22 protein-coding genes and 1 pseudogene are annotated in these 24713 nt (G+C 71.7%); 14 read left to right on the forward strand and 9 right to left on the reverse strand.

Features of this window, described 5'->3' with window-relative positions:
* Window positions 1-14 precede the first annotated feature (14 nt).
* Window positions 15-1175, forward strand: a complete 1161-nt coding sequence (locus ACQPXD_RS55895) for a glycosyltransferase family 4 protein (protein WP_432833324.1) — start codon at window positions 15-17, stop codon at window positions 1173-1175.
* Here ACQPXD_RS55895 and ACQPXD_RS55900 read toward each other — a convergent pair.
* Window positions 1158-2498 carry an oligosaccharide flippase family protein gene (locus ACQPXD_RS55900; protein ID WP_432833326.1) on the reverse strand — a complete coding sequence of 447 codons (1341 nt, stop codon included), beginning with the start codon at window positions 2496-2498 and terminating at the stop codon, window positions 1158-1160. The two genes, ACQPXD_RS55895 and ACQPXD_RS55900, sit on opposite strands and share 18 nt — an antisense overlap.
* Window positions 2499-2593: 95 nt before the next feature.
* Window positions 2594-4030: a GuaB1 family IMP dehydrogenase-related protein gene (locus ACQPXD_RS55905; protein ID WP_432833328.1), complete on the reverse strand. Its 1437-nt coding sequence runs from the start codon at window positions 4028-4030 to the stop codon at window positions 2594-2596.
* A gap of 108 nt (window positions 4031-4138) precedes the next feature.
* Here ACQPXD_RS55905 and ACQPXD_RS55910 point away from each other — a divergent pair, with 108 nt between their 5' ends.
* From ACQPXD_RS55910 to ACQPXD_RS55920, 3 genes are all read left to right on the forward strand, one after another.
* Window positions 4139-4525, forward strand: a complete 387-nt coding sequence (locus ACQPXD_RS55910) for a CBS domain-containing protein (protein ID WP_432833330.1) — start codon at window positions 4139-4141, stop codon at window positions 4523-4525.
* A gap of 106 nt (window positions 4526-4631) precedes the next feature.
* Entirely contained in the window at window positions 4632-5726 is a 1095-nt protein-coding gene (locus tag ACQPXD_RS55915) for a PLP-dependent aminotransferase family protein (RefSeq protein ID WP_432833332.1), read from the forward strand.
* A gap of 264 nt (window positions 5727-5990) precedes the next feature.
* Window positions 5991-7133 (forward strand): magnesium and cobalt transport protein CorA, encoded by a 1143-nt coding sequence (locus ACQPXD_RS55920; protein ID WP_432833334.1) that lies wholly within the window; start codon window positions 5991-5993, stop codon window positions 7131-7133.
* Between the two features lie 58 nt (window positions 7134-7191).
* Here the strand turns inward: ACQPXD_RS55920 and ACQPXD_RS55925 are convergent, their stop codons facing one another.
* Window positions 7192-7752, reverse strand: a complete 561-nt coding sequence (locus tag ACQPXD_RS55925) for a hypothetical protein (RefSeq protein ID WP_432833336.1) — start codon at window positions 7750-7752, stop codon at window positions 7192-7194.
* Between the two features lie 264 nt (window positions 7753-8016).
* On the opposite strand from ACQPXD_RS55925, the gene ACQPXD_RS55930 reads away from it, so the two are divergent.
* Together ACQPXD_RS55930 and ACQPXD_RS55935 are read left to right on the forward strand one after the other, a co-directional pair.
* Window positions 8017-8556 (forward strand): peptidylprolyl isomerase, encoded by a 540-nt coding sequence (locus ACQPXD_RS55930; RefSeq protein WP_432833338.1) that lies wholly within the window; start codon window positions 8017-8019, stop codon window positions 8554-8556.
* 53 nt (window positions 8557-8609) lie between these two features.
* A complete protein-coding gene (locus ACQPXD_RS55935; RefSeq protein WP_432833340.1) occupies window positions 8610-9524 on the forward strand; it encodes a rhomboid family intramembrane serine protease in 915 nt (304 codons plus the stop codon).
* Here ACQPXD_RS55935 and ACQPXD_RS55940 read toward each other — a convergent pair.
* Window positions 9521-10162 carry a TetR/AcrR family transcriptional regulator gene (locus ACQPXD_RS55940; protein ID WP_432833342.1) on the reverse strand — a complete coding sequence of 214 codons (642 nt, stop codon included), beginning with the start codon at window positions 10160-10162 and terminating at the stop codon, window positions 9521-9523. The genes ACQPXD_RS55935 and ACQPXD_RS55940 overlap by 4 nt on opposite strands.
* A gap of 67 nt (window positions 10163-10229) precedes the next feature.
* Here ACQPXD_RS55940 and ACQPXD_RS55945 point away from each other — a divergent pair, with 67 nt between their 5' ends.
* The 3 genes from ACQPXD_RS55945 (at window position 10230) to ACQPXD_RS55955 (ending at window position 13532) form a co-directional block, all read left to right on the forward strand.
* A complete protein-coding gene (locus ACQPXD_RS55945; RefSeq protein ID WP_432833344.1) occupies window positions 10230-10685 on the forward strand; it encodes an SCP2 sterol-binding domain-containing protein in 456 nt (151 codons plus the stop codon).
* Between the two features lie 2 nt (window positions 10686-10687).
* Entirely contained in the window at window positions 10688-11902 is a 1215-nt protein-coding gene (locus tag ACQPXD_RS55950) for an acyl-CoA dehydrogenase family protein (protein WP_432833346.1), read from the forward strand.
* Window positions 11903-11981: 79 nt separating this feature from the next.
* Window positions 11982-13532 carry an AMP-binding protein gene (locus ACQPXD_RS55955; protein ID WP_432833348.1) on the forward strand — a complete coding sequence of 517 codons (1551 nt, stop codon included), beginning with the start codon at window positions 11982-11984 and terminating at the stop codon, window positions 13530-13532.
* Window positions 13533-13543: 11 nt separating this feature from the next.
* Here ACQPXD_RS55955 and ACQPXD_RS55960 read toward each other — a convergent pair whose 3' ends face one another.
* Genes ACQPXD_RS55960 through ACQPXD_RS55970 form a run of 3 tightly spaced genes read right to left on the reverse strand, consistent with a single transcriptional unit; the run spans window position 13544 to window position 16743 of the window.
* The gene (locus ACQPXD_RS55960; protein ID WP_432833350.1) at window positions 13544-14164 is read right to left on the reverse strand and encodes a hypothetical protein; all 621 of its coding nucleotides are present in this window, start codon (window positions 14162-14164) and stop codon (window positions 13544-13546) included.
* A gap of 35 nt (window positions 14165-14199) precedes the next feature.
* Window positions 14200-15447 (reverse strand): phosphoribosylamine--glycine ligase, encoded by a 1248-nt coding sequence (gene purD, locus ACQPXD_RS55965; protein ID WP_432833352.1) that lies wholly within the window; start codon window positions 15445-15447, stop codon window positions 14200-14202.
* A gap of 9 nt (window positions 15448-15456) precedes the next feature.
* Window positions 15457-16743: an adenylosuccinate synthase gene (locus ACQPXD_RS55970; protein ID WP_432833354.1), complete on the reverse strand. Its 1287-nt coding sequence runs from the start codon at window positions 16741-16743 to the stop codon at window positions 15457-15459.
* A gap of 84 nt (window positions 16744-16827) precedes the next feature.
* Between ACQPXD_RS55970 and ACQPXD_RS55975 the strand changes: the two genes are divergently transcribed.
* Together ACQPXD_RS55975 and ACQPXD_RS55980 are read left to right on the forward strand one after the other, a co-directional pair.
* Window positions 16828-17682: a diacylglycerol kinase family protein gene (locus ACQPXD_RS55975; RefSeq protein ID WP_432833356.1), complete on the forward strand. Its 855-nt coding sequence runs from the start codon at window positions 16828-16830 to the stop codon at window positions 17680-17682.
* Window positions 17683-18272: 590 nt separating this feature from the next.
* Window positions 18273-19667, forward strand: a pseudogene (locus tag ACQPXD_RS55980) (MinD/ParA family ATP-binding protein); the annotation flags it as partial.
* 87 nt (window positions 19668-19754) lie between these two features.
* Here the strand turns inward: ACQPXD_RS55980 and ACQPXD_RS55985 are convergent.
* The gene (locus ACQPXD_RS55985; RefSeq protein WP_432833358.1) at window positions 19755-20171 is read right to left on the reverse strand and encodes a DUF3151 domain-containing protein; all 417 of its coding nucleotides are present in this window, start codon (window positions 20169-20171) and stop codon (window positions 19755-19757) included.
* Between the two features lie 168 nt (window positions 20172-20339).
* Between ACQPXD_RS55985 and ACQPXD_RS55990 the strand changes: the two genes are divergently transcribed.
* Both ACQPXD_RS55990 and ACQPXD_RS55995 read left to right on the forward strand, forming a co-directional pair.
* Window positions 20340-21557 (forward strand): LOG family protein, encoded by a 1218-nt coding sequence (locus ACQPXD_RS55990; protein ID WP_432833360.1) that lies wholly within the window; start codon window positions 20340-20342, stop codon window positions 21555-21557.
* A gap of 458 nt (window positions 21558-22015) precedes the next feature.
* Window positions 22016-23158: a hypothetical protein gene (locus ACQPXD_RS55995; protein WP_432833362.1), complete on the forward strand. Its 1143-nt coding sequence runs from the start codon at window positions 22016-22018 to the stop codon at window positions 23156-23158.
* Between the two features lie 62 nt (window positions 23159-23220).
* Here ACQPXD_RS55995 and fbaA read toward each other — a convergent pair whose 3' ends face one another.
* Window positions 23221-24246, reverse strand: a complete 1026-nt coding sequence (fbaA, locus tag ACQPXD_RS56000; protein ID WP_432833364.1) for a class II fructose-bisphosphate aldolase — start codon at window positions 24244-24246, stop codon at window positions 23221-23223.
* Window positions 24247-24500: 254 nt separating this feature from the next.
* On the opposite strand from fbaA, the gene ACQPXD_RS56005 reads away from it, so the two are divergent.
* Window positions 24501-24713 carry a hypothetical protein gene (locus ACQPXD_RS56005; RefSeq protein ID WP_432833366.1) on the forward strand — a complete coding sequence of 71 codons (213 nt, stop codon included), beginning with the start codon at window positions 24501-24503 and terminating at the stop codon, window positions 24711-24713.

Raw genomic sequence — 24713 nt, forward strand, 5'->3', positions numbered from 1 at the left:
GTGGAGCAGCTCGCATGAAGGTCGTCGTCGCGCACAACCGGTACGCCTCGGGACAGCCCTCCGGCGAGAACGTGATCGTCGACGCCGAGATCGCCCAGCTCGGCGCGGCCGGGGTCACCGTGCTGCCGTTCCTGCGCAGTTCGGACGAGATCGGCACGTTCTCCGCCGCGCAGAAGGCGCTCCTGCCGCTGTCGCCGATCCGCAACGCGGACTCGCAGCAGGCGCTCACCGCGGTGATAAATAGCGAAAAGCCGGATTTGGTCCACCTGCACAACCCGTACCCCCTGATCTCCCCGGCGATCATCAAGACGGCACACCGCCACGGCGTCCCGGTCGTGCACACGGTGCACAACTACCGCCAGGTCTGCGCCCCCGGGCTGTACTTCCGCGACGGCCACATCTGCACCGAGTGCCGGGGCAAGGCGTTCCCGCTGCCGGCCGTCACGCACGCCTGCTACCGCGGGTCCAAGGCGCAGTCCGCGGTCATGGCGGCGACGCTCGCCGTCCACCGCGGCACCTGGAAGCAGGTGGACCACTTCATCGCGCTGACCGACCGGATCGCCGCCCACCTCGCCGACTTCGGCATCCCCGCCGAGCGCATCACCGTCAAGCCCAACGGCATCCCCGACGCCGGGGCCGCCACCGGGCCGGGCGCCGGATTCCTCTACGCCGCCCGGCTGACCCCGGAGAAGGGCCTGGAGCTGGTCCTCGACGCCTGGTCCAAGCACCCGGACGGCTCCCTCGGGACGCTGCGGATCGCCGGCGACGGCCCGCTGCGCCCCCGCGCCGAGCGCGCCGCCGCCGAGCGCGCCGACGTGACCTACCTGGGCCCGGTCGACAACGCCGCGGTCCGCGCCGAGATCGCCCGCGCGGCCTGCGTCATCGCCGCCTCCACCTGGCACGACGTGCTGCCGACGATCGTGCTGGAGGCGCTGTGCGGCGGGCGCCCGGTGCTGGTCACCGACCGCGGCGGGCTGCCCTACCTGGCCGGCGACGCCGGCTGGGTGGTCGAGCCCGACCCGGACGCTCTGGCCGCCGGCCTGCGCGAAGCCCACGAGGGCGCGGCGGCGCTGGCCCCGGTGGCGCGGGCCCGCTTCGAGTCGCAGTTCGCCCCGGACGTGCTCACCGAGCGCCTGATCGACGTCTACCGGGCCGTCCTAGCCGGCCGCGGCTAGGCGCTCCTCCGTGGCCGGCGTGGACGGCGGCGGGCCGACCGACTTCAGCGCATAGGTGTAGAGGATCACCATGCAGATCAGGCCGGTGGTGGAGCCGGTGAGCAGGCCCCAGGCGGCGCCGTGGAGGCCGCCGTAGTCGGCGCCGAGGGTGAGGCCGCTGATGGAGACGACGGCGAAGACGACGTACTGCACGAAGAGCATGCGGGCGCGGTGCATGCCGCGCATGGCGGCGGTGAACGGGACCTGGAGCAGGTAGACGGCGCCCTGCAGGGCGATGGGCAGGGCGAGGGGGGCGGCTTCGGCGAATTTGTGGGTGTGGACCAGGGCGAAGGAGACGGCTGGCCAGACGATGAGGACCATGAGCGCGCCGAGGATGGTGAAGGCGGTGGCCAGTTGGCGGGTCTGGCGGCGCAGGGTCTGGGCGGCGGCGGCGCCGTCGGGGCCGGGTTTGGCGGCTTGGGCGGCGTTGCGGGAGGCGCGGGGCACGAGCAGGCTCTGGATGGCGGTGATCAGGTTCTGTACGGGTTGGAGCTGGACGGTCTGCACGAAGCGGAGGTTGCCGAGGTCGATCTTGGACAGTCGGCCGGCGACGACGAAGCTGATGGCGAGGACCTGGACCTGGGCGACGATGGCGGTGATGGTGAACCAGCTGGAGAGGTGGCGGGTTTCGGTGAGCCACGCTCGGGGGCTGCCGTGCCAGGGCAGGCGGTGTTCGCGCAGGAGGTAGACGGTGATGCCGGCGATGGCGCCGAAGCCCCAGACGGTGAGCAGGGCGCCGGCGCTGGAGTGGTGGGTGGTGATCATGATGGCGACGAGGACGGCTTGGGTGCCGGCCCAGACGAGGTCGATGCCGAGGGCTTTGTCGGGGCGGCGGTCGGCGAGGTAGTCGCAGCGGGCGGTGTCGTGCAGCATGATCGGGATCATGAACGGGGCGAGCCAGATGAGTTGGCGCAGGTCGATCTCGCCGCGGCTGGGGTAGAGGGCCCAGAGCGCGATGAACACGACGGTGGCGACCAGGCCGGAGCACAGTGCGGTGGTCAGGCCGTTGCGGGCGAGCCGGGCGCGGGGCTCGCCGTCGTAGCGGGAGGCGAGTGCGAGCAGCACGTCCCCGACGATGGCCCGGTTGAGGTACATGGCGAAGTAGCCGACGGCGAGGGCGAGGGCGAGCGCGCCGAAGTGTTCCTTGGACAGCAGGATGCCGCCCAGGAGGGTGTTCGCCGAGTTGGCGGCGGCGATGACCACCTGGTCGAGCAGGCCGGCCCCGACGAAACGGGAAGCGCCGCGCAAACCCTGCAGGCGGCGCAGCGACGACCGTGGGTTCACAGGCCGAGCGGGTCGCGAGCGAGGTTCACGGAAGGCACCTTACGTGGCGGCGCGTAACGAGACCATACGACCCTTTGACGGAATTCCCAGCTGACTCACCAGCTGACGTCGAGGGGCTTGCCTTCCGCGTAGCCGGCGGCGCTCTGCACGCCGACCGTGGCCCGCTCGGCGAACTCGGCCAGGTCGGCCGCGCCCGCGTACGTGCAGGCACTGCGCACGCCGGCCACGATCGCGTCGAGGATGTCCTCCACGCCGGGGCGGCGCGGGTCCAGGTACATCCGCGAGGTGGAGATGCCCTCCTCGAACAGCGCCTTGCGGGCCCGCTCGTAGACGCTGTCGTCGGCCGTGCGGCGGCTCACCGCGCGGGCCGAGGCCATCCCGAAGTTCTCCTTGTACAGCCGGCCGTCGGCGTCGCGGCGCGGGTCGCCCGGCGACTCGTGGGTGCCGGCCAGCCAGGAGCCGATCATCACGTTGGACGCGCCGGCGGCCAGTGCCAGGGCCACGTCGCGCGGGTGGCGCACGCCGCCGTCGGCCCACACGTGCCCGCCCTGGCGGCGTGCCTCGGCGGCGCACTCGAGCACCGCGGAGAACTGGGGCCGGCCCACGCCGGTCATCATCCGGGTGGTGCACATGGCGCCCGGGCCCACGCCGACCTTGACGATGTCGGCGCCGGCGGCGAGCAGGTCGGCGGTGCCCTCGCGGGTGACGACGTTGCCGGCCACCACCGGCACGGCCGGGTTGAGCGCCCGCACCGCGCGCAGCGTGGCGAGCATGCGCTCCTGGTGGCCGTGCGCCGTGTCGACCACGAGCACGTCGACGCCGGCGGCGATGAGCTTGTCGGCCCGGCCGGCCGCGTCGCCGGTGATGCCGATCGCGGCGCCGATGCGCAGCCGCCCGTCGGCGTCGACGGCCGGGGAGTACAGCGTGGCCCGCAGCGCGGCGTTGCGGGTCAGGATGCCCGCGAGCCGGCCGGCCGGGTCGACCACCGGGGCCAGCCGGTGGTGGCCCGCGGCGAGGCTGTTGAACGCCTCCTCGGGCGTCGCGTCGTCGGGCAGGGTCAGCAGGTTGCTCGACATGACGCTGCGTAACTGGCTGAACCGGTCGACGTCGGCGCAGTCGGCCTCGGTGACGACCCCGACCGGGCGGCCGTCCTCGACCACGATCACCGCGCCGTGCGCCCGCTTCGGCAGCAGGTCCAGGGCGAGGGAGACGGTCTCGGTCGGGCCGAGCGTGATCGGGGTGTCGAAGACCAGGTGCCGCTGCTTGACCCAGGCGACCGCCTCGGACACCACGTCGATCGGGATGTCCTGGGGGATGATCGCCAGGCCGCCGCGGCGGGCGACGGTCTCGGCCATGCGCCGCCCCGCGACGGCGGTCATGTTGGACACCACGATCGGGATCGTCGTGCCGCTGCCGTCGTGCGAGGTGAGGTCGACCTGCATTCTCGACTCCACGGCCGAGCGGCTCGGCACCATGAAGACATCGTCGTAGGTGAGGTCGTGCTCCGGCATCTGGTTGTTGAGAAACCGCACGTCGAGCAACTGTATCGCGCCGCCACGAGGGGGTGAGCCGGCTTGAGAGTTCTCCGGCTCGGCGGGACGATGGAAACCCTGACGTGCTTGCTAGGGGGTTGATGCACCATGCAAGTCCACGAAGCGATGTCCACGGCCGTCGTGCAGCTCGGTCCGGACCACACACTGCGCCAGGCGGCCGCGCTGATGTCCCGGCGCAACGTCGGTTCGGCGATCGTGGTCGATCCCGACGGGCCCGGCGTGGGCATCATCACCGAGCGGGACGTGCTCAAGGCGATCGGGACCGACCTCGACCCCGACGTCGAGCGGGCCGCCGACCACATCACCTGGGACGTCGTCTACGCCGCGCCGTCCTGGACCGTCGAGGAGGCCGCGGCCGCCATGGTCCGCGGCGGGTTCCGCCACCTTGTGGTGCTCGACGGTGACGACGTGCTCGGGGTTATCTCTGTGCGCGACATCATCCGGGTCTGGGTCCGCACGGCGATCCCGGCCTGATGCCCGTCGCGGCACGGATAAAACACCCGGAATGCCACCCAATCGGCCAGGTGGAGGGCTCGGAACTCGGCTGAACGGCGCCCGGGGGCGTGCGTAGGCTGCCACCATGCAGCTGATTTCATTCGCCCGCGGTGCGCCCAGCCTCGACATCATCGACGTCGAGGGGCTCAAGGCCGCCGCGGCCCGCGCCTTCGAGGCCGACCCGGCCGGCATCACCGCCTACGGCACGTCCGTGGGTTACCTCCCGCTGCGCTCCTGGATCGCCGCGAAGCACGAGGTGGAGCCCGACCAGGTCATCGTCACCAACGGCTCGCTGCAGGCCGACGCACTGCTCTTCGAGCACCTGGTCAAGCCCGGCGACGCCGTCGTGGTGGAGAAGCCGACCTACGACCGCACCCTGCTCAACCTGCGCAATCTGGGCGCGCAGGTCCACCAGGTGACGGTGCACGAGGACGGCCTGGACATCGAGGAGCTGCGCGCGCTGCTGGAGGGCGGCCTGCGCCCGAGGCTCGCGCACATCATCCCGAACTTCCAGAACCCGGCCGGCGTCACCCTGTCGGCGGACAAGCGGCGGGCCCTGGTCGGGCTGGCCGAGCAGTACGGGTTCACGATCTTCGAGGACGACCCCTACGCGGACATCCGCTGGCGGGGCGAGCAGCTGCCGACGATGCTGTCCCTGGACACCGCCGGCGTCGTGGTGCACGCGAGCTCGTTCACCAAGACGATCGCCCCCGGCCTGCGGGTCGGCTACCTCGCCGGGCCCAGGGAGACGATCGGCGCGATCGCCAAGCGCGCGACCAACCTCTACATCTCGCCGAGCATGGTGGCCGAGGCGATCACGCACCAGTTCTGCGTGAGCGGCGATATCGCGCGCTCGATCGCGACCGTCTCGGCGACGCTGGGCGAGCGGTCCCGGCTGCTGGCCGACGGACTGCGCAAGCACGTGCCGGACGCCCAGTTCGTCGAGCCCGACGGCGGCTACTTCCTGTGGGTGGAGCTGCCCGACGACGTCGACACCACCGAGCTGGAGGCGGTGGCCGCCCGGGACTTCGGCGTGGCCGTGGTCAAGGGCAGCGACTTCCTGCTCGAGGGCGGGCGGCACGCGGTGCGCCTGGCGTTCTCCGCCGTGCTGACCGAGCAGGTCGACGAGGGCGTCGAGCGCCTCGCCGCGGCGATCGAGGCGGTCCGCAAGGGCGCCTGACCGGCCCGTATTCCCGCTCAAGGCAATTCCAAGCAAGCTGACACCAAACCGTGATGGCAAGGGTGGTTCCCCAGCCGGTATTGGATGGATCAAAATCCAGCCCGGCGCGCTTTGCGAATCGCGCTGCAGGCATCACCCCCCCGCCCCCCAACGGCACCGGGTGGGCCGACCGCGCCCCCCACCCCCCACCTGCGGTCGGTCCGCCCGGTGCCAACCTTCGTGACGCGCCGCGCGGGCCGACCTCTGCCCTCCAAGGAGGTCGAGATGGCCGACGATCAGCAGCCAAATGCCCGTCCCCTGCAGCGTGCGCTGTCCCGACCCGTGCGGGCCTGGTCGCGGATACTCGCCAGCAACAGCGCCCACCTGGCCAAGCCGCCGGCCCGGCCGGAGCAGCACAGCGCGATCGTGGACTGTGCGCTCTACGTCGATGGGGTACGCCAGGAGGGCGACCGCGACTACGCGGAGGCGCTGCACGCCGCCCGGCGGTACCGGGGCTTCGTGTGGATCGGGCTGAAGGAGCCGCAGGCGGCGGAGATGGCCGCCATCGCCGAGACGTTCCAGCTGCACGAGCTGGCCGTCGAGGACGCGGTGCAGTCACGGCAGCGGCCCAAGGTCGAGCGCTACGGCGACATGACCTTCGTGACCATGCGCACCGCCCGGTACGTCGAACACGACGAGCTGACCGACACCAGCGAGGTGGTCGAGACCGGCGACCTGCTGATGTTCATCGGCGAGCACTTCATCATCACGGTCCGCCACGGCGACGCGAGCCGGCTCGCCCCGGTCCGCTCCGATCTGGAGCGCCGCCGCGAGGTGCTGGCCCGGGGGCCGTGGGCGGTCGCCTACGCGGTCGCCGACCGCGTGGTCGACACGCTGGTCGAGGTGTCCACGGAGATCGAGGAGGACGTCGCCGCCGTCGAGGACCAGGTGTTCAACCCGCAGTGGGGCGCCCGGCGGCGCAGCGCCGACCGGATCCAGCGCATCTACCAGCTCAAGCGCGAGCTGATGGAGTTCAAGCGGGTGGTACTGCCGCTGCAACGGCCGATGGGCGGGCTGATCAATGGGCAGCTGGCCGAGGTGCCGGAGGAGATCCGGCGGTACTTCCGCGACGTCGGCGACAATCTCGCCCGCGCGGTCGAGCAGGTGCTCTACCTCGACGACGTGATCAACTCGGTGCTCGCCGCGCGGCTGGCGCAGACGAGCGTCGACCAGAACAACGACATGCGCAAGATCGCCGCGTGGGCCGCCATCGCCGCGCTGGTCACGTCGATCGCCGGCATCTACGGCATGAACTTCGACTTCATGCCCGAGACGCACTGGGTCTTCGGCTATCCGGGCGTGATGGCGCTGATGGTGGCCGGCTCCGCCACGCTGTTCTGGGCGTTCCGCCGCTCCGGCTGGCTCTAGCCCGCACATAGGTGGGCCGTCCCCCGTGGCCGGGGACGGCCCGCCTACGTGATCGCCGCTAAGGGCGGCTGTTCTTGGAAACCGGGTTCGACATGGGGGACTTGTCGTACTCCCCGCTGCCGCTCGGTCCGGCATTGCCGCCCTTGTGGCCGATCAGGTCCGAGGCGCGGTCCTTGGCCGCCTCACCCATCGTCCGGGCCTTTTCCATGCCGGCGTCCATCGAGCTCTTCGCGGCGCCGAGCATCGAGCCGGTGTCCCCGCTCGTGCGGGTCGCGCCGTACTCGTCCCAGCTCTGCTCGTTGCGGCGGCGGCGCAGCATCGCACCCGCCGCGCCGACGGCGGCGCCCGCCATCAGCAGCCCGCCGATCGCCATCGGCCAGCGCCGCGACGACTTCGGCTGGTTCCTCATCATCATCTTCGCTTTCCCCTTGCGCCCCATCCGCGCGGCCTTCCGGCCGGTCTGCTTCGAGCGCTCCCGGGCGATGACCATGACCGTGTCCATGCCACCCATCGCTCTGCTCATGCCGTTCTCCAGGCGCGGCGCCACGGCCCTGCGGGCGGCGTCCACCCGCGGCACGAGGGCGCCCGAGGCGCCGTCGGCGGCGTGGGCCGCGGCCATCCGCAGGTGATCGAGGCTCTCACCGAGCTCATCCCGCATGAGCCGGCTGTGCGACAGCACCTGACGACGTCGAAACACTTTGCTCCACCTCCCGAGGCGCGAAAACCCATCCGGTCCCGGTTACCCCGATCCGACCAGGGAGAACCTCATGGGCAGGTCCGCTGGGGTCATCCTGCAACGATCCGGCCTCCCGTACACCCGGATCCGGCAGAATCCCCGTCGGATACGGTGATGACGGAATGTCACCAAGGAAAGGGAGAACTGGTGGCCGAGCAACTGTTCGCGACGCTGCACACCAATGTCGGTGCCATCCGGCTTGAGCTGTTCCCCAACCACGCGCCCAAGACGGTGCGCAACTTCGTGGAACTCGCCGAAGGCACCCGGGAATACACCGATCCGCGCACCGGCGAGGCGGGCAAGGGCCCGTACTACGACGGCGTCATCTTTCACCGGGTCATCGCCAACTTCATGATCCAGGGCGGCGACCCGACCGGCACCGGCACCGGCGGCCCGGGCTACAACTTCAACGACGAGATCCACCCGGAGCTGCACTTCAACCGGCCGTACCTGCTGGCCATGGCCAACGCCGGGGTCCGCTTCGGGCAGGGCACCAACGGCTCGCAGTTCTTCATCACCGTGGGCCCGACCCCGCACCTCAACGGCAAGCACACGATCTTCGGCGAGGTCGCCGACGACGACTCCCGCAAGGTCGTCGATCAGATCGCCACCACCCAGACCGGCCGCATGGACCGCCCGGTGAACGACATCGTCATCGAACGGGTCGACATCGAGCGCACCGCCTGAGCGCCGCGAAGGCGGGCCGCTGCGACGGGTGAGGGCTGGCTAACCTTGTCAGCATGACTCAGCCGCCGGCGAACGTGGTCCCCGTCTGCTACCGGCACCCCAACCGCGAGACGTATGTCCGGTGCACCCGGTGCAACCGGCCGATCTGCCCCGACTGCATGAACGAGGCCTCGGTCGGCTTCCAGTGCCCGGACTGCGTCCGCCAGGGTGCCCGCGCCCAGCGGCCGGCCCGGACCGCGTTCGGCGGCTCGGCCTCCGGCAACGCCAGCACGGTGACGATCGCCCTGATCGTCGTCAACATCCTGGCCTTCATCGCCACGATCGTCAGCTCCGGCAGCGCCAACGCGGTGGCCGGCGGCGGCTGGGGCGGGCTGCTGGGCAACATCACCCCGGCCCATGTGCACCTGGGCATGCTGGGCGCCGCCACCTACCCGGGCGAGAGCGGGCTGCACGGCGTCGCCGCCGGTGAGTACTACCGCCTGGTCACCGCGATGTTCCTGCACTTCGGTCTGCTGCACCTGGCGCTGAACATGTGGGTGCTGTGGTCGGTCGGCCGGCCGCTCGAGGCGAGCCTCGGCCGCGTCCGGTACCTCGCGCTCTACCTGCTGGCCGGGATCGGCGGCAACGTGGCGGCCTACGCCTTCACCAGCCCCAACGTGATCAACGCGGGCGCGTCGGGCGCGGTCTTCGGCCTCTTCGGCGCGCTGATCGTGGTGCTGCGCCGGATGCGGATGAGCGTGGCGGGCGTGGTACCGGTGCTGATCGTCAACCTGGTGCTGACCTTCTCGATCTCCAACATCTCCATCGGCGGGCACATCGGCGGCCTGGTCACCGGCACGCTCGCCGCGCTCGGCCTGGCCTACGCCCCGAAGAAACACCGCACGCTGGTCCAGGTGGCCGCGTTCGCGGTCCTGGCGGTGATCATGATCGCGCTGATCGCCTGGCGGACCACGGCGCTCACCGGCTAGCCGGCGGTGTCCGGGGCGGGGCGGTGCCAGACCCGGCCCTGCAGCATGGCGTCGGCGCCGACCCAGACGAAGTTCATCATCCGGGTCGCGGCGAGCTCCGGGTCCTGCTCCTCGTGGTCGGCGAGCCAGTCGGCCAGCGACTCGGCCGCCCCGACGTAGGCGTAGGCCATCGCGAGGAAGCCGTCCGGCCGGTTGGGCATCGGCGCCTCGGACTGCGCGGTGGCGCTCTCCAGCAGCCCGGCCACCACCTCCACGATCCGGGCCCGCATCCCGGCCAGCTCGCCGGCGAAATGCGGCTCGCTGCGGGCCTGCCGGTAGAGCACGCGCCAGCCCTCGCGATGCGCGCCGACGAAGGCGAAGAACGCCCGCAGCCCGTTCCACAGCTGCTCGTCGGGGCGGGCGGTGGGGCGCACCCCGGCCGCGACCGCCTCCATCAGCCGGGTGGCCTCGCGCTGCAGGCAGGCCATGAACAGCTCGTCCTTGGCGCCGAGGTAGGCATACACCATCGGCTTGGAGATGCCGGCCGCCTCGGCGATCTCGTCCATCGACGCCGCGTGGAAGCCCCGGGCGGCGAAGACCTTCACCGCGGCGTCGAGCATCTGCCGCTCACGCACGACACGCGGAAGCCGTTTCAGCATCTTGCCACCTTACCTACTCCTGCGTAAGGTTACGCACGAGTAGCTTATTGACAACGGAGGGCACATCATGTCCGAGCTCGACGCCCTGGGCGACCTCAGCACCGTCGACACGAAGCAGTTCGCGCAGCTGGTGAAGAACGCGCCGGACGCGCAGCTGGCCGACATCATGAGCGGCCCGCAGCGCAAGACCGTGCTGGACGCGATCTTCTCCCGGTTCCCGGAGCTGTTCCGGGCCGACCGCGCCGGCGCGACCAACGCCGTCATCCACTGGCACATCACCGGCGCCCCCGAGGGCGGCGAGGATACCTACCAGCTGGTCATCGCCGACGGCGCCTGCACGCTGTCGCCGAGCCCCGAGGCGGACCCGAAGCTCTCGATCACCGTCGGCCCGGTCGACTTCCTCAAGGTCATCTCCGGCCAGGGCAACCCGATGATGATGTTCATGACCGGCAAGCTCAAGGCAAAGGGCGACCTGGGCCTGGCGGCGAACATCGCGAACCTGTTCGACATCCCGAAGGGCTGATCATGCCCGAGTTCTCGCTCGACCTGAACGAGGATCAGCGGGACCTGCGCGACTGGGTGCACGGCTTCGCGGCCGACGTCGTGCGCCCGGCCGCCGCGGAGTGGGACGCCCGCGAGGAGACGCCCTGGCCGGTGATCCAGGAGGCGGCGAAGATCGGTCTCTACGGCTTCGAGTTCCTCGCCAACGCCTGGGCCGACCCGTCCGGGCTGTCGCTGTGCCTGGCCAACGAGGAGCTGTTCTGGGGCGACGCCGGGATCGGGATGGCCATCTTCGGCACCAGCCTGGCCGTGGCCGCGATTTATGGCAGCGGTACCCCGGACCAGCTGGTCGAGTGGGTCCCGCAGTGCTTCGGCGACGCCGGCGAGCCGAAGGTGGCCGCGTTCTGCACCACCGAGCCCGAGGCCGGCTCCGACGTCGCCTCGATGCGCACCCGCGCCCGCTATGACGAGGCCGCCGACGAGTGGGTGCTGAGCGGCCAGAAGGCCTACGCGACCAACGGCGGCATCGCCAACGTCCACGTGGTGACCGCGAGCGTCGATCCCGAGCTGGGCTCGCGCGGCCAGGCCGCGTTCGTCGTGCCGCCCGGCACCCCGGGCCTCGACGGCGCGAAGAAGCTCAAGAAGCTCGGCCTGCGCGCCTCGCACACCGCCGACGTGTTCCTCGACGACGTGCGGGTGCCCGGCCGCTGCCTGCTGGGCGGCAAGGAGGCGCTCGACGAGCGGATGGCCCGGGCCCGCGAGGGGCGCCGGGCGCAGGGGCAGGCCGCGATGCGCACCTTCGAGCTGTCCCGCCCGGCCGTCGGCGCCCAGGCGCTGGGCGTGGCGCGGGCCGCCTACGAGTACGCGCTGGACTACGCCAAGGGCCGGGTCCAGTTCGGCCGGACGATCATCGAGAACCAGGCCATCGCGTTCGCCCTGGCCGACATGCGCATGGAGATCGACGCCGCCCGCCTGCTGGTGTGGCGCGCCGCGTGGATGGGGCGCAACAACCGCCTGTTCGAGGCCGGCGAGGGCTCGATGAGCAAGCTCAAGGCCGGCGAGGTGGCCGTGGCGGTCACCGAGCGGGCGGTGCAGATCCTGGGCGGCGCGGGCTTCCTGCGCGAGCACCCGGTCGAGCGCTGGTTCCGCGACGCCAAGATCTACACGATCTTCGAAGGTACGAGCGAGATCCAGCGCCTGGTGGTCGCCCGCGCGATCTCGGGGATGTACATCCGCTGATCTGGGCGTTGCCGGATGGATCGGGTTATGGTGTTGCCCGATTTATCCGACATACGCGCGTACCTGAGGAGTCCCCGCCATGGACGCCGGATTCGTACTCCGCACGCTCGCCCGCCGCCGGGTCCTCACCCCGGCCCGCCCCACCCGCGTCGTCCGGCAGGTCAACGCGCTGCGCCGCTGGGGCTTCGGGGTCTTCGGCGAGATGCGCTCCGCCGCCGCCCGCGACCCGGACCGGCTCGCCGTCGTCGACGAGCGCGGCGCGCTCACCTACAGCGAGCTCGACCTGCGGGTCCGCCGGCTGGCCAACGCGCTGAAGGCCGGGCACGGCGTGCGCCCGGGCGACCGGATCGGGCTGCTCTGCGAGAACTCCGCGGCGATGATCGAGTCGCTGATGGCCGTCGTCGCGCTCGGCGCCCAGGCCGTGCTGATCAACACCGGCCTGGGCAACGCGCAGATCGAGACGGTCGCCCACGACCAGGGCCTGACGCTGCTGCTGCACGACGAGACGTTCCTGGGCATGCTCGCCGCAGTACCGCCAAATCTGCCACGGCTGTCGACCGAGCGGCTCGAGGCCCTGATCCGGCGCTCCCCCTCGGGCGAGCTGCGGCCGCCGGCCGAGCCCGGCTCGATCGTCGTGCTCACCAGCGGCACGACCGGCGCGCCGAAGGGCGCCCGGCGGCGCAACCCGGCCGGCCTGGCCCCGCTCGCCTCGGTCGTGTCGCGGATCCCGCTCAACGCCGGGGAGCGCATGTTCGTCGCCGCGCCGCTGTTCCACACCTGGGGCCTGGCCGCCCTGCAGCTGTGCCTGGCGCTGCGCGGCACGATCGTGCTGAACCGGCGGTTCGCCCCGGCGAGCGCCCTGGCCGCGGTGAACGCCCAGCAGTGCACGTCGCTGTTCGCCGTACCCGTGATGCTGCAGCGGATGCTCGAGGCACCCGATCCGGTCCGGGCGCCCACGCTGCGGGTCGTGGCGGTGTCCGGCTCGGCGCTGACCGGCCCGCTGGCCGCTCGCTTCATGGATGTGTACGGCGACGTGCTCTACAACCTCTACGGCTCGACGGAGGCATCCTGGGCCTCGATCGCCACCCCGCAGGAGCTGCGCGCCGCCCCGGGCACCGCGGGCCGGCCGCCCCACGGCACCCAGGTGGCCATCCTGTCGGAGACCGGCCGGCCGCTGCCGACCGGCTACATCGGCCGGATCTTCGTCGGCAACGACATGATCTTCGAGGGGTACACCAACGGCACCGGCCGCGAGTTCCACGACGACCTCATCGCCACCGGCGACCTCGGCCACGTCTCCCGGGACGGCCTGCTCTTCGTCGACGGCCGCGAGGACGACATGGTCATCTCCGGCGGCGAGAACGTCTACCCGGCCGCGGTCGAGGACGTGATCGCCGAGCTGCCGCAGGTCCGCGAGGTCGCCGTGGCCGGGGTGCCGGACGAGGAGTTCGGCCAGCGGCTGGCCGCCTGGATCGCCCTGCACCCCGGCGAGCGGGTCGACCCCGACGCCGTGCGCGAATACGTCCGGCACCGGCTGGCCCGCTTCTCGGTCCCGCGGGACGTCTACTTCGTGCCGGCCCTGCCCCGCAACGCCACCGGCAAGGTGGTCCGCCGCCACCTGTTGCCTTAGGCCCTTGTCGCCTACGGATACAGCGTCAGTTCCGGCGCGGTGACGATGCTCAGCAGCTGCTCCTCGGTGAACGGCAGCTTGTTGCCGGCCGCGGCGGCCCGGCCCACCAGGATCATCGAGGTGCCGTCCGGGCGGTAGGCGTTGAGCTGGACGGCCATCGGCCGGTCCCCGCGATGGATCAGCACGATCGTGGCGCCGACCGTCAGCCGGCCACAGTTCGGATTGCCGGCGGCGCACGGCAGGTAGTCGGCCTGCCGCTCGGGCGACTCGGCGGCGGCGTACACCGTCAGGCCGAGCACCGACCGGAATTCGCCCTCGCCGAGCCCGAAGCCGGCCGCGTAGGCGGTGGCCCAGTGCGGATCCCGCTCCACCAGCGGCGGCAGCGCGCTGCCGTCGCGGGCATTGCGCAGCTCGACGCCGGGCAGGTCGCGGCCCAGGATGCCGTTCAGGACGTCGGTGAGCCGGGCGATCGCGTCGCCGCACGACTCGGTCACCGGGTGCAGCGGCGTGCCGCCGCCGACGATCACCGTGCCGGTGGGCGACGGCGTGACGCACGGCGAGGGCACCCGCCCGGGGCGCCGTAAGCGCTCCAGGTTGCCCGCGACGTACTCGCGATAAGACTCCTCCGCCACGTGCAGGAAACGGAGCGCGGGCGGCGGCGGGTTGCCTACGGGATCGAGATTCTTCCCTCGGCCGCGGCGAGCGCGATGTCGGTGCGGAACTGGGCGCCGTCGAAGGTCACGCCGTCCACGAGCGCGTAGGCGGCCGCCCGGGCCTCGGCCAGGCCGGCGCCGAGCGCGGTGCAGGTCAGCACCCGGCCACCGGCGGTGACCAGGGCGCCGTCGGCGGCGCGGGCGGTGCCGGCGTGCAGGATGCCGGGCACGCCGTCGGCGCCGGTGATCACGTCGCCCTTGCGGGCCGACTCCGGGTAGCCGGCGCTGGCCATGACCACGCAGACGGCGGTGCCGGGGTACCAGGCCAGCGGCGGGTCCTCGGCGAGCCGGCCCACCGCGGCCGCATGCAGCAGCCCCGCCAGCGGCGTGTCGAGCCGGGCCAGCACGGCCTGGGTCTCCGGGTCGCCGAAGCGGCAGTTGAACTCGATGACCTTGGGCCCGTCCGCGGTGAGCGCCAGGCCGACGTAGAGCGTGCCGGCGAACGGCGTCTGCCGGGCCCGCATCTCGGCCAGCGTGGGCTGGACCACCGTTGCCATGACCCGCTCGACCAGGTCCGGCGGGGCCCACGGCAGCGGCGAATACGCGCCCATGCCGCCGGTGTTGGGGCCGCGGTCCCGGTCGAAGATGCGCTTGAAGTCCTGCGCGGGCTGCAGCGGTACCGCCGCCACGCCGTCGGTCACCACGAAGAGCGACACCTCCGGGCCGGCCAGGTACTCCTCCACCACGACCCGCCCGCAGGCGATGCCGTGGGCGAGTGCGGCCTCGCGGTCGTCGGTCACCACGACGCCCTTGCCGGCCGCGAGCCCGTCGTCCTTGACCACGTACGGCGCACCGAACTCGTCCAGCGCCGCGGCCAGCTCCTCCGGCGTGGTGCACAGCCGGGCCCGGGCGGTCGGCACCCCGGCCGCCGCCATCACGTCCTTGGCGAACGCCTTGGAGCCCTCCAGCCGGGCCGCCTCCTGCGACGGGCCGAAGCACGGGATGCCCTTCGCGCGCACGGCGTCGGCGACCCCGGCCACCAGCGGCGCCTCCGGCCCGACCACGACCAGGTCGGCGGAGAGCTCCACGGCGAGCGCCGCGACGGCCCCCGGGTCGACCGGGTCGACGTCGACCAGCTCGCCCAGCGCGGCCATGCCCGGGTTGCCGGGAGCGCAGACGAGGGCGGTCACGGCCGGGTCGACGGCCAGGGCGGCGGCGATCGCGTGCTCGCGGCCGCCGGAACCGATGAGAAGTACGCGCACCGGAGCAGACTAGAGCAAGCTGTGCCGGACCACGTTTTCATCCCGGCCCGGTCCGACCCCGACGATGGACACGCGGGTGCCGGCGAGCTCCTCGATCCGCTCGATGTAGCGCTGCGCGTTGGCCGGCAGGTCCTCGAACGTGCGGGCCTGCGAGATGTCCTCCCACCAGCCCGGCAGCTCTTCGTACACCGGCGTGGCGTGGTGGAACTCGGTCTGCGTCATCGGCATGTCGTCGGTGCGCTTGCCCTCGATGTCGTAGGCGACGCAGAGCGGCACCGTCTCCAGGCCGGACAGCACGTCGAGCTTCGTCACGACCAGGTCGGTGATGCCGTTGAGCCGGGTGGCGTACTTCGCGACGACGGCGTCATACCAGCCGGTGCGCCGCTCGCGACCGGTCGTCGTGCCGTACTCCCGGCCGACCTTGCGCAGGTGCACACCGTTCTCGTCGAACAGCTCGGTCGGGAACGGCCCGGAGCCGACGCGGGTGGTGTAGGCCTTCGTCACCCCGATGACCCGGGTGATCGCGGTCGGCGGGATGCCCGCGCCGACGCAGGCGCCGCCGGCCGTCGGGTTGGACGACGTCACGAACGGATAGGTGCCGTGGTCCATGTCGAGCATGGTGGCCTGGGCGCCTTCCAGCAGCACCGTGCGGCCCTCCTCCAGGCCGCGCCAGAGCACCTGGCGGGTGTCGGTGATATACGGCCGCATCCGCTCCGCGTAGGTGAGATACTCCTCCACCACCGCGTCGACGTCGATCTCCTTGCGGTTGTAGACCTTGACCAGCACCTGGTTGCGCTCGCGCAGCACGATCTCGAGCTTCTTGCGCAGGATGCCCGGGTCGAGCAGGTCCTGCACCCGGATGCCCATGCGGGCGACCTTGTCGCCGTAGGCCGGCCCGATGCCGCGCCCGGTCGTGCCGATGCGCGACGAGCCCAGGTAGCGCTCGACCACCCGGTCCAACGCCCGGTGGTGCGGCATGATCAGATGCGCGTCGCCGGAGATCATCAGCCGGGACACGTCCACCCCGCGCTCCGCCAGCCCGTCGATCTCGGTGAGCAGCACCTTCGGATCGACCACGACACCGTTGCCGATCACGATGGCCGCGTTGGGCCACAGCGCGCCCGAGGGCATGAGGTGCAGGGCGAACTTCTGCCCGTCGGGGGTGACCACGGTGTGACCCGCGTTATTGCCACCCGAGTAGCGCACGACGTAGTCGACGCCGCCGCCAATCATGTCGGTAACCTTGCCCTTGCCCTCGTCGCCCCACTGTGCGCCGATGAGCACGATCGCTGGCATGTCTGCTCGCCCCTCCAAGGTCGGGCGACCCGCGTTCGCCCGCGGTGCCAGGCTAACAACCTTCGGAAAGGCAGGCTGACAACGGTGGTCAACATCGTGCTGCTCACGCTCGGCGAAGAGGCGCAGTGCGGCACGCGTGCTCCTATTCTCGCCTGCCGCGACGCGCTGCGCACGGCAAGTGTCGAGGTCCACACGGTCGTCGCGCACGACGACAAGGAGATCGACGCGGCCCTGGAGGCGCTGCCGGAGGCGCGGCTGATCGTGGCCACCGCCGCCGACGGCCAGCTGCGCGCGGTCATGCGCCGCCTGGTCCGCCGCTACGCCCCGGCCCCCAGCAAGCGCCCCGACGCCCTCGCCGAGGACCGCACCATCCCCGACCTGCCACCCATCGGTGTGCTGCCGCTCGGCCCGGACGCCACCGACCTCGCCACCCGGCTCGGCCTGCCGCGCGCCCCGGCCGACGTCGCCGCCGCCGTGCTGGGCGGCAAGGCGCGCCGCCTCGACCTGCTGCGCAACGACGGCGGCTCGATCACCCTCGACGGCGCCCTGCTCGGCGGGGTCGACGCGGCCGGCGCCACGGCCACCTACCTGGCCCGGGTCGAGGTCGACGACGCCGTGCTCGCCGACGGCACCGAGCCGGTGCTTATGTCGGTCGTGGCCAACGCCGCCCGGTATGCGACGGTCCACGGCCTGCCGCTGGTCACCGCGCCGGCCATGGACGACGGGGTGCTCGACGTGGCGGTGGCCGTGCCGGTCGCGACCCGCGGCCTCTTCCGCCGCTCCCGGGTGGAGATCCAGGTCCGCCGCGCCCACGGCCGGGCGGTGGCCATCTCCCCCCGGGTCGAGGTGCCGTTCGTCGACGACGGCGTGGAGGGCACGCTGAGCCGTAAACGGTCGTGGTGGATGGAGCGGGGCGCGTGGGCGGTCTATGTCTCGTAGTGCTTGGGACCCCCCTTCGCATACGGTGGTAGGGCACCCGGGAAGGGGAAACAAGCGTGAGCGACACGGTCTGGCCGGCGGAGGAAAGCGCCGAAGAACGGCGGATTGAGCGGCCATCGCTTGACGTTGAACGGCAGGCGATGGAGCGGCAAACGCTTGAGGCCGAGCGGCCTGACAGCGGCGCCGAGCATGTCGGTTCGCCCTGGTCCCGGCCGCCGGGCAGCGTGGACCCGCTGGCCTGGCCCGCCGACGAGGGCGAGGAGGACGGCGACGCCCCGTCGGCCATCCAGCACGGCAATCCGATTCCACATGTCCCCGGCGGGGGCGGTCCGGTCCCGCACGTGCCTGCCGGGCATGCGCACGCCGGGCACGTGCCCGGCGAGGGCGGGCCGGCGCCCAGGCCCGGCAACGGCGCCATCCCGGTGTCGGGCGGCCGGGGCATTCCGGTGACCGGCGGCATTCCGGTGACCGGTCCGTTCTCCGAGCCGCCGCCTGCGGCTGGGCCGCCCAATGCCGCGCCGGCCAATCCTGCCGCTTTGGCCAATCCTGCCGCTTTGGCCAATCCTGCCGCTTCGGCCAACTCCGCGGCTTCGGCCAACCCTGCGGCTTCGGCCAACCCTGCGGCTTTGGCCAACCCTGCGGCGCCTCCGGGCCCGGTCGTCTCCGGGCCGCCTGCTCCGCCGCTGCCCCAGGCGCCTCCGATGCAGCCTTATCCGAGGGTGCCCGCACCGCCTCAGCCTGCTCAGCCCCCGGTTCCACCCGGGGCGCCGGGTCCGCATGGGCCCTCGGCTCAGCTGCCGGCTCCCCCCGGGGCGCAAGCCCCCTTGCCCCAGCCCCCGGCTCCGCCCGGGGCGCAAGGCCCGTTGCCTCAGCCGCCGGCTCCGCCCGGGGTGCCGGGCGCGCATGGGCCCTATGGCCCGCCGCCCGTGCCGCCGCAGTACGCGCCGCCGCCGCCCGGGGCATCGCCGCAGTATCCGCCGGCGGCCGGCGCACCGCCGTGGCCGTCGATGTCGCCGGAGCAACCGATGCCGCCGGAGCAGTGGCACGACGGGACCACGCCGACCGCCGAGGAGTTCGCCCGCCGCCGGCAGGTCAAGCCGACCGACCCGATCGCCACCCGCGGCATGCGCGGCGTGGTCTCCAAGGGCTCGATGGGCCTGGTCGCGCTGCCCCCGAGCCGGCGCGAGGTCGAGTTCCGCCAGGAAGTCGAGATGGTCCGCCGCAACTTCGGCGGCCTGCGCCAGGTCACCGTGGTCAACCCCAAGGGCGGCGCCGGCAAGACGGTGGCGGTGCTGCTGCTCGCGATGACCTTCGGCCAGAAGCGCGGCGGCTACGTGCTGGCCTGGGACAACAACGAGACCCAGGGCACCCTGGGCATGCGCGCCCAGCAGGACTTCCACACCCGCACCGTGCGCGACCTGCTCAACAACCTCGACGACTTCCAGGGCGCCCAGGGCCGCATCGGCGACCTGTCCAAGTACGTCCGCGCCCAAGGCGAGGGCATGTTCGACGTGCTCGCCTCCGACGAGTCGGCCACGGCCGGCGAGATGCTCACCGCGGACGCGTTCGGCGAGATCCGCGACGTGGTGAGCCGGTTCTACAAGCTGATCGTGGTCGACACCGGCAACAACGTGCGGGCCGAGAACTGGCAGGCCGCGATCGACGCGACCGACCAGCTCGTGGTCACGATGTCGGCCCGCAACGACTCGGCCGAGACCGCCTCACGGATGCTCGACCACCTGGAGCAGCACGGGCGTCAGCGCCTCGTGCGCCAGGCCGTGACCGTCGTGTCGATGCCGCCGAGCCGGCGCCACGTCGACGTGCCGGCGATCACGCGCCACTTCGCGGCCCGGACCCGCATCGTGCTGATCGTGCCCTACGAGCGGTTCATCGACTCGGGCGAGCCGATCCAATATCAGGGCTTGTCGGCTGCCACCCGAGAGGCCTGGCTCAAGGTCGCCGCGGCCGTCTCGGAGGGGCTGTAGTGCCGGCCGGTCCGTGCTGTTCCGCTTGTCAAACACGGTAGCACAGCCCAAAAAACCGAAAGCGGAGCGTAATCGAGCGCTAACGGGTCAGCCGGCGAGGGCCTTTGTGGCGGCCGGGTCGCTGTCGGACAGGAACTTGGCGCAGCGCTCGGCCTCCTCGGTCTCGCCGATCGCGCCGGCGGCCTGGCCGAGGGCGTTCAGGGCGCGCAGGAAGCCCTGGTTCGGCTCGTGCGCCCACGGGATCGGGCCGGTGCCCCGCCAGCCGTTGCGGCGCAGCTGGTCGAGGCCGCGGTGGTAGCCGGTCCGCGCGTAGGCGTAGGCGGTCACCGGCTCGCCCTCGGCCAGGGCAAGCTCGGCCAGCCGGGCCCAGGCGGCGCTGTAGGCGGGGAACGCGGCGGCGACCGCCTTCACGGACTCGTCGGAGTCGGCCTTGGCCAGCAGCTCGGCGGCGTGCGGGTCGGCGGGCAGCAGGGTGGGCTCGGGCTCGGGCAGCAGGTTCTGCATCCCGCAATTACATCAGAGGTTGCTTGACCGAACGGTTGAGGCCGCGCCCCGCACTCGGAGGGGTGTGCGCGTCCACGAGGTGTATTACAAATGAAAGTCCGGAGCCTCCCCAGGACCCGGTCAGCGATGGTCCGATCCTCCGTGGTCGGGCCATCGCCCTTTGGCAGGATGTACCCCGTGCCAACCCCGCCACCCCCAGACGTCGTCGCGCTGCACGATCACTCGCCGGACGAGATCGAGTCGCCCGAGGAGCTCCGCTTCCACCTGCGCAAGGGCACCCTGGCCGGCAAGACCGTGCAGGGCCTCGACCTGGCGGCCGTCGACCTGTCCACTGTGGAAGTCGCCGACTCGCTGTTCATCGGCTGCCACTTCGCCGGGCTGGAGGAGGTCGTCAACCTGCTGCTGCGCCGCGCGGTGGTGGTGCCCGAGTTCACCGGGATTCCGTATCCGACGCACCCGTCGCAGCTGTACACCCCGGACGACCTCGCCGCCGGCTTCGCCTCCGACGGCTTCGAGGGCATGTTCGACACCGTGGTCTACCAGCACTTCCGGGCCACCGGCGGGGCCACCCCGGAGATCCGCGAGGCGGTCGCCCAGCGGATGCACGACTCGGGCATCGACAACGCGCTGGCCAACGTGACCACCGGCTGGATCGGCGCGCGGGGGCCGTCCGCCGCGATCGGCATCATGGGCGGCCACGCGATCCAGCGCGGCGCGGCCGAGTACCGCGACGCCGCCGAGCTCGCCTGGCGACTGGCCCGCGCCGACCGGCTGGTGGTGACCGGCGGCGGCCCCGGCGTGATGGAGGCCGCCAACCTGGGCGCCTTCCTGGCCGAGCACTCGCTCGACACGCTGCACGGCGCCATCGACAAGCTGGCGAGCGCGCCCGACTTCCACGATCACGATCCCTACACCGCGGCCGCGCTGACGGTACGAGCCGACTTCGCCCGTCCCGTCCCCCCGGCCCCCGACAGCCCCGAGCCGGTGACCGTCGACCCGGTGACCTGGGCCAGACGCGGCGGCCTGGCCATCCCGACCTGGCTCTACGGCCACGAGCCGGCCAACCTGTTCGCGGCGAAGATCGCGAAGTACTTCTCCAACGCGATCCGCGAGGACACGATCCTGCGCTTGTCTCGCGGCGGCATCGTCTTCGCCCCCGGCATGGCCGGCACGGTCCAGGAGGTCTTCCAGGCCGCGACCAAGACCTTCTACGCCACCGACGGCGCGAGCGGCCCGTTCGTCTTCCTCGGCGTGTCGCACTGGACCGAGCGCCTCCCGGTCCGCGGCCTGCTGGATCCCCTGCTGGCCACCTCCCCGCTCGGCGATCTCCGCCGGCTGGTCCACATCACCGACGACGTCGCCGAGGCCGCCGACATCCTCACCTGACAACACGCGGCCGTATGTCTCCGTGATCATGCTGCGTGCCGTGGCCGCACCACGGGTTTGCCATGATCCCGGAACCTTTTGGTACACGGGGGTACATCACCACTCCGTGATCATGAAAAACCGTTGGTGCCGGCGGCGGGTACAGCATGATCGCGGAGACTTCCGGTCGCTACGCCGCGCTGCGCGGTGGCCGGCGCCCGCCCAACTGCACGGCGCCGGGGGCCGAGCGGAGTGCGGCGACAGCGGGCCGGCCACGCCAGCCGCACGCGGAGCATCACGACCAAGCACCGCGCCCACGGCTCGGCAAGGCACGCCGATACCGACCGAGGCACCGCAGTCCGACGCCGGCCCGTACCGACAAAATGAGTAACTCTCAGTAATCGTGATGTTACTTTGGGTCCGCATGTGGACGGCCGCGGCGGTCGCCGTCGCGGCGTGGCAGAGAGGACCTCAGGCTGATGCCGATTCATCGATTCTGGCGGGCGCGAGCCGTCGCGCTGAGCGTGAGCGCGAGCGCCGTGACCGCGGTGGTCGTCGCGGGCGTGCCGCACGTGGCCTACGGCGCCCCGCTGTCCGGCACCATCGTGATCACCACGCCGTCGACCGGCAAGATCGCCGCCGACACCGCCAAGCAGGTGCTGGTGCTCACCGTAACCGGGCAGACGCTGTCCGAGGCGCTGGTGACCGGGGTGAACCTGGGCACCGACCTGGGCTGCCAGAACATCCCGACATACGTCGTCACGAGCCCGACGACGATCGCGGTCAAGACGCCCACCGGCGGCTGCCCGGCGACCTCCGTGCAGGCCGGCGACAACATCGACATCGTCTTCGCCGGCGGCAATACCCTGTCGAAGACCGGCGGCCTGTTCCTGATCGCGCCGCCGGCGATCGCCGACACCGCCGAGAAGCCGATCATCAACGAGAACAGCGCGCTGCTGGGGCCGGCGGATCAGATCACGCGGTTCGTCGCCAACGGCGCGCAGACGGTGCGGGTGAAGGCCGCGAGCGGCTACGCGTTCGACCCGCGCGCCGCGGCCGGGCTGTCGGTGACGTTCGGCGGCAAGGCGGTCACCGAGCTCAAGGTGTACGACGGCACGTCCGGCGCCCAGATCCTGCCGACGACGAGCACGGCGCCCGCGGCCGGCAACTACCTCACGTTCAAGACGGCGGCCGGGCTGTCGACCGCCGACGCGATCCTGACGATCACGCAGAACGGCGTGAGCAAGACGTTCTCCGCCACCGACACCGGCAGCTCGGTCGTCGCCGCGCCGACCGTGGCCTCGCTGAGCGTGACGTCCGGCAAGATCGGGGCTTCGACGAGCACGATCGTGACCGGCACCGGGTTCGACAAGACGCTGGGCGACTGGACCGGTCAGACGCCCACCTGGAAGGTCAACTTCTGCGGCCTGTCCGGCACGGTCACCGCGGTCAACGCGACCGGTACCACCGTCACCGTGACGACGCCCGACGTCAGCGACGACCCCGACGGCCTGGGCACCGGCGTCTTCGCCGGGGCGTGCCCGGTGACCGTGGTGGACGGGACCAACAACGTCACCAGCCCGATCAGCGCCGGCAGCTACTTCAACTTCCTGAAAGAGTGAGCGTTGAGCCCCGAATGCCAAACGGCCCGGCTGCATCCAGCCGGGCCGTCGTGTGTTCGGCGTTACTTGCTCAGCGTGGTGCCGGTCGAGCGCAGGTGCTCGCAGGCCTCGACCACGCGGGCGGACAGGCCGGCCTCGCCCGCCTTGCCCCAGGCGCGCGGGTCGTAGGCCTTCTTGTTGCCGACCTCGCCGTCGACCTTGAGCACGCCGTCGTAGTTGCTGAACATGTGGGCGGCGACGGGCCGGGTGAAGGCGTACTGCGTGTCGGTGTCGATGTTCATCTTCACCACGCCGTAGTCGAGCGCCTCGCGGATCTCCGACAGCAGCGAGCCCGAGCCGCCGTGGAAGACCAGCGACAGCGGCTTCTCCTTGCCGTACTTCGCGCCGACCGCGTCCTGGATCTGCTTGAGGATCTCGGGGCGCAGCTTGACGTTGCCGGGCTTGTAGACGCCGTGGACGTTGCCGAAGGTCAGGGCGGCCATGTAGCGGCCCTTCTCGCCCAGGCCCAGGGACTCGACCATGGCCAGGCCGTCCTCGACGGTGGTGTAGAGCTTCTCGTCGATCGCGCCGTGGACGCCGTCCTCCTCGCCACCGACGACGCCGACCTCGATTTCCAGGACCACCTTGGCCGCGGCCGTGCGGGCCAGGAGGTCCTCGGCGATCTGCAGGTTTTCGTTCAGCGGTACCGCGGAGCCGTCCCACATGTGCGACTGGAACAGCGGCTCCTCGCCCTTGGCGACGCGCTCGGCCGAGATGTCGAGCAGCGGGCGGACGAACTTGTCGAGCTTGTCCTTGGGGCAGTGGTCGGTGTGCAGCGCGATGTTGATCGAGTACTTCTTGGCGACCTCGTGGGCGAACGCGGCGAGCGCGACCGAGCCGGTGATCATGTCCTTGACGGTCGGGCCGGAGATGTACTCGGCGCCGCCGGTCGAGACCTGGATGATGCCGTCGCTCTCAGCCTCGGCGAAACCGCGGATCGCCGCGTTGAGCGTCTGAGACGACGAGACGTTGATCGCCGGGTAGGCGAACGCGCCGGCCTTGGCGCGGTCGAGCATCTCGGCGTAGACATCGGACGAGGCGATGGGCATGACGGCGCTCCTTGAATGTTGGATCGTGCGGCTTGGAGCCGACAGGCGCGGCCGACTCCACGCGGACCGCGCTGTCCTGCTCGGATTATCCCGCAGCGCCGCGGCCGCCCCGACGGCGGGTGACCTGGTGAGCAGCGCCGGGCCCGGCGCATGGTCGCGGTGGTGAATTGTCCGCCCCGGGGGCGCGCCGGCCGGATGCGTCGTACGGTTGAGAGCGGCTCGAACCGACCACGAGCGACAAGGGAGTCACGGCGATGACCCAGCCCGACGAGGAACTGCTCACCCTCGACAACCGCCTCGACCCCGAGGTGCGCGACCCGGAGGCCCCGCCGGAGGACGCCGCCGAGCAGGCCCAGCCGGCCAACCCGCTGGACCGGCCGCAGACCCCGCACGCCCGTCCGTGGGACGCGAACGAGTACGACGCGATCGAGCAGAGCCGTGAGGTCGACCTCGACGATGAGTACTGA

This window comes from Dactylosporangium sp. CA-092794 (assembly GCF_050948465.1).
Lineage (GTDB): Bacteria > Actinomycetota > Actinomycetes > Mycobacteriales > Micromonosporaceae > Dactylosporangium.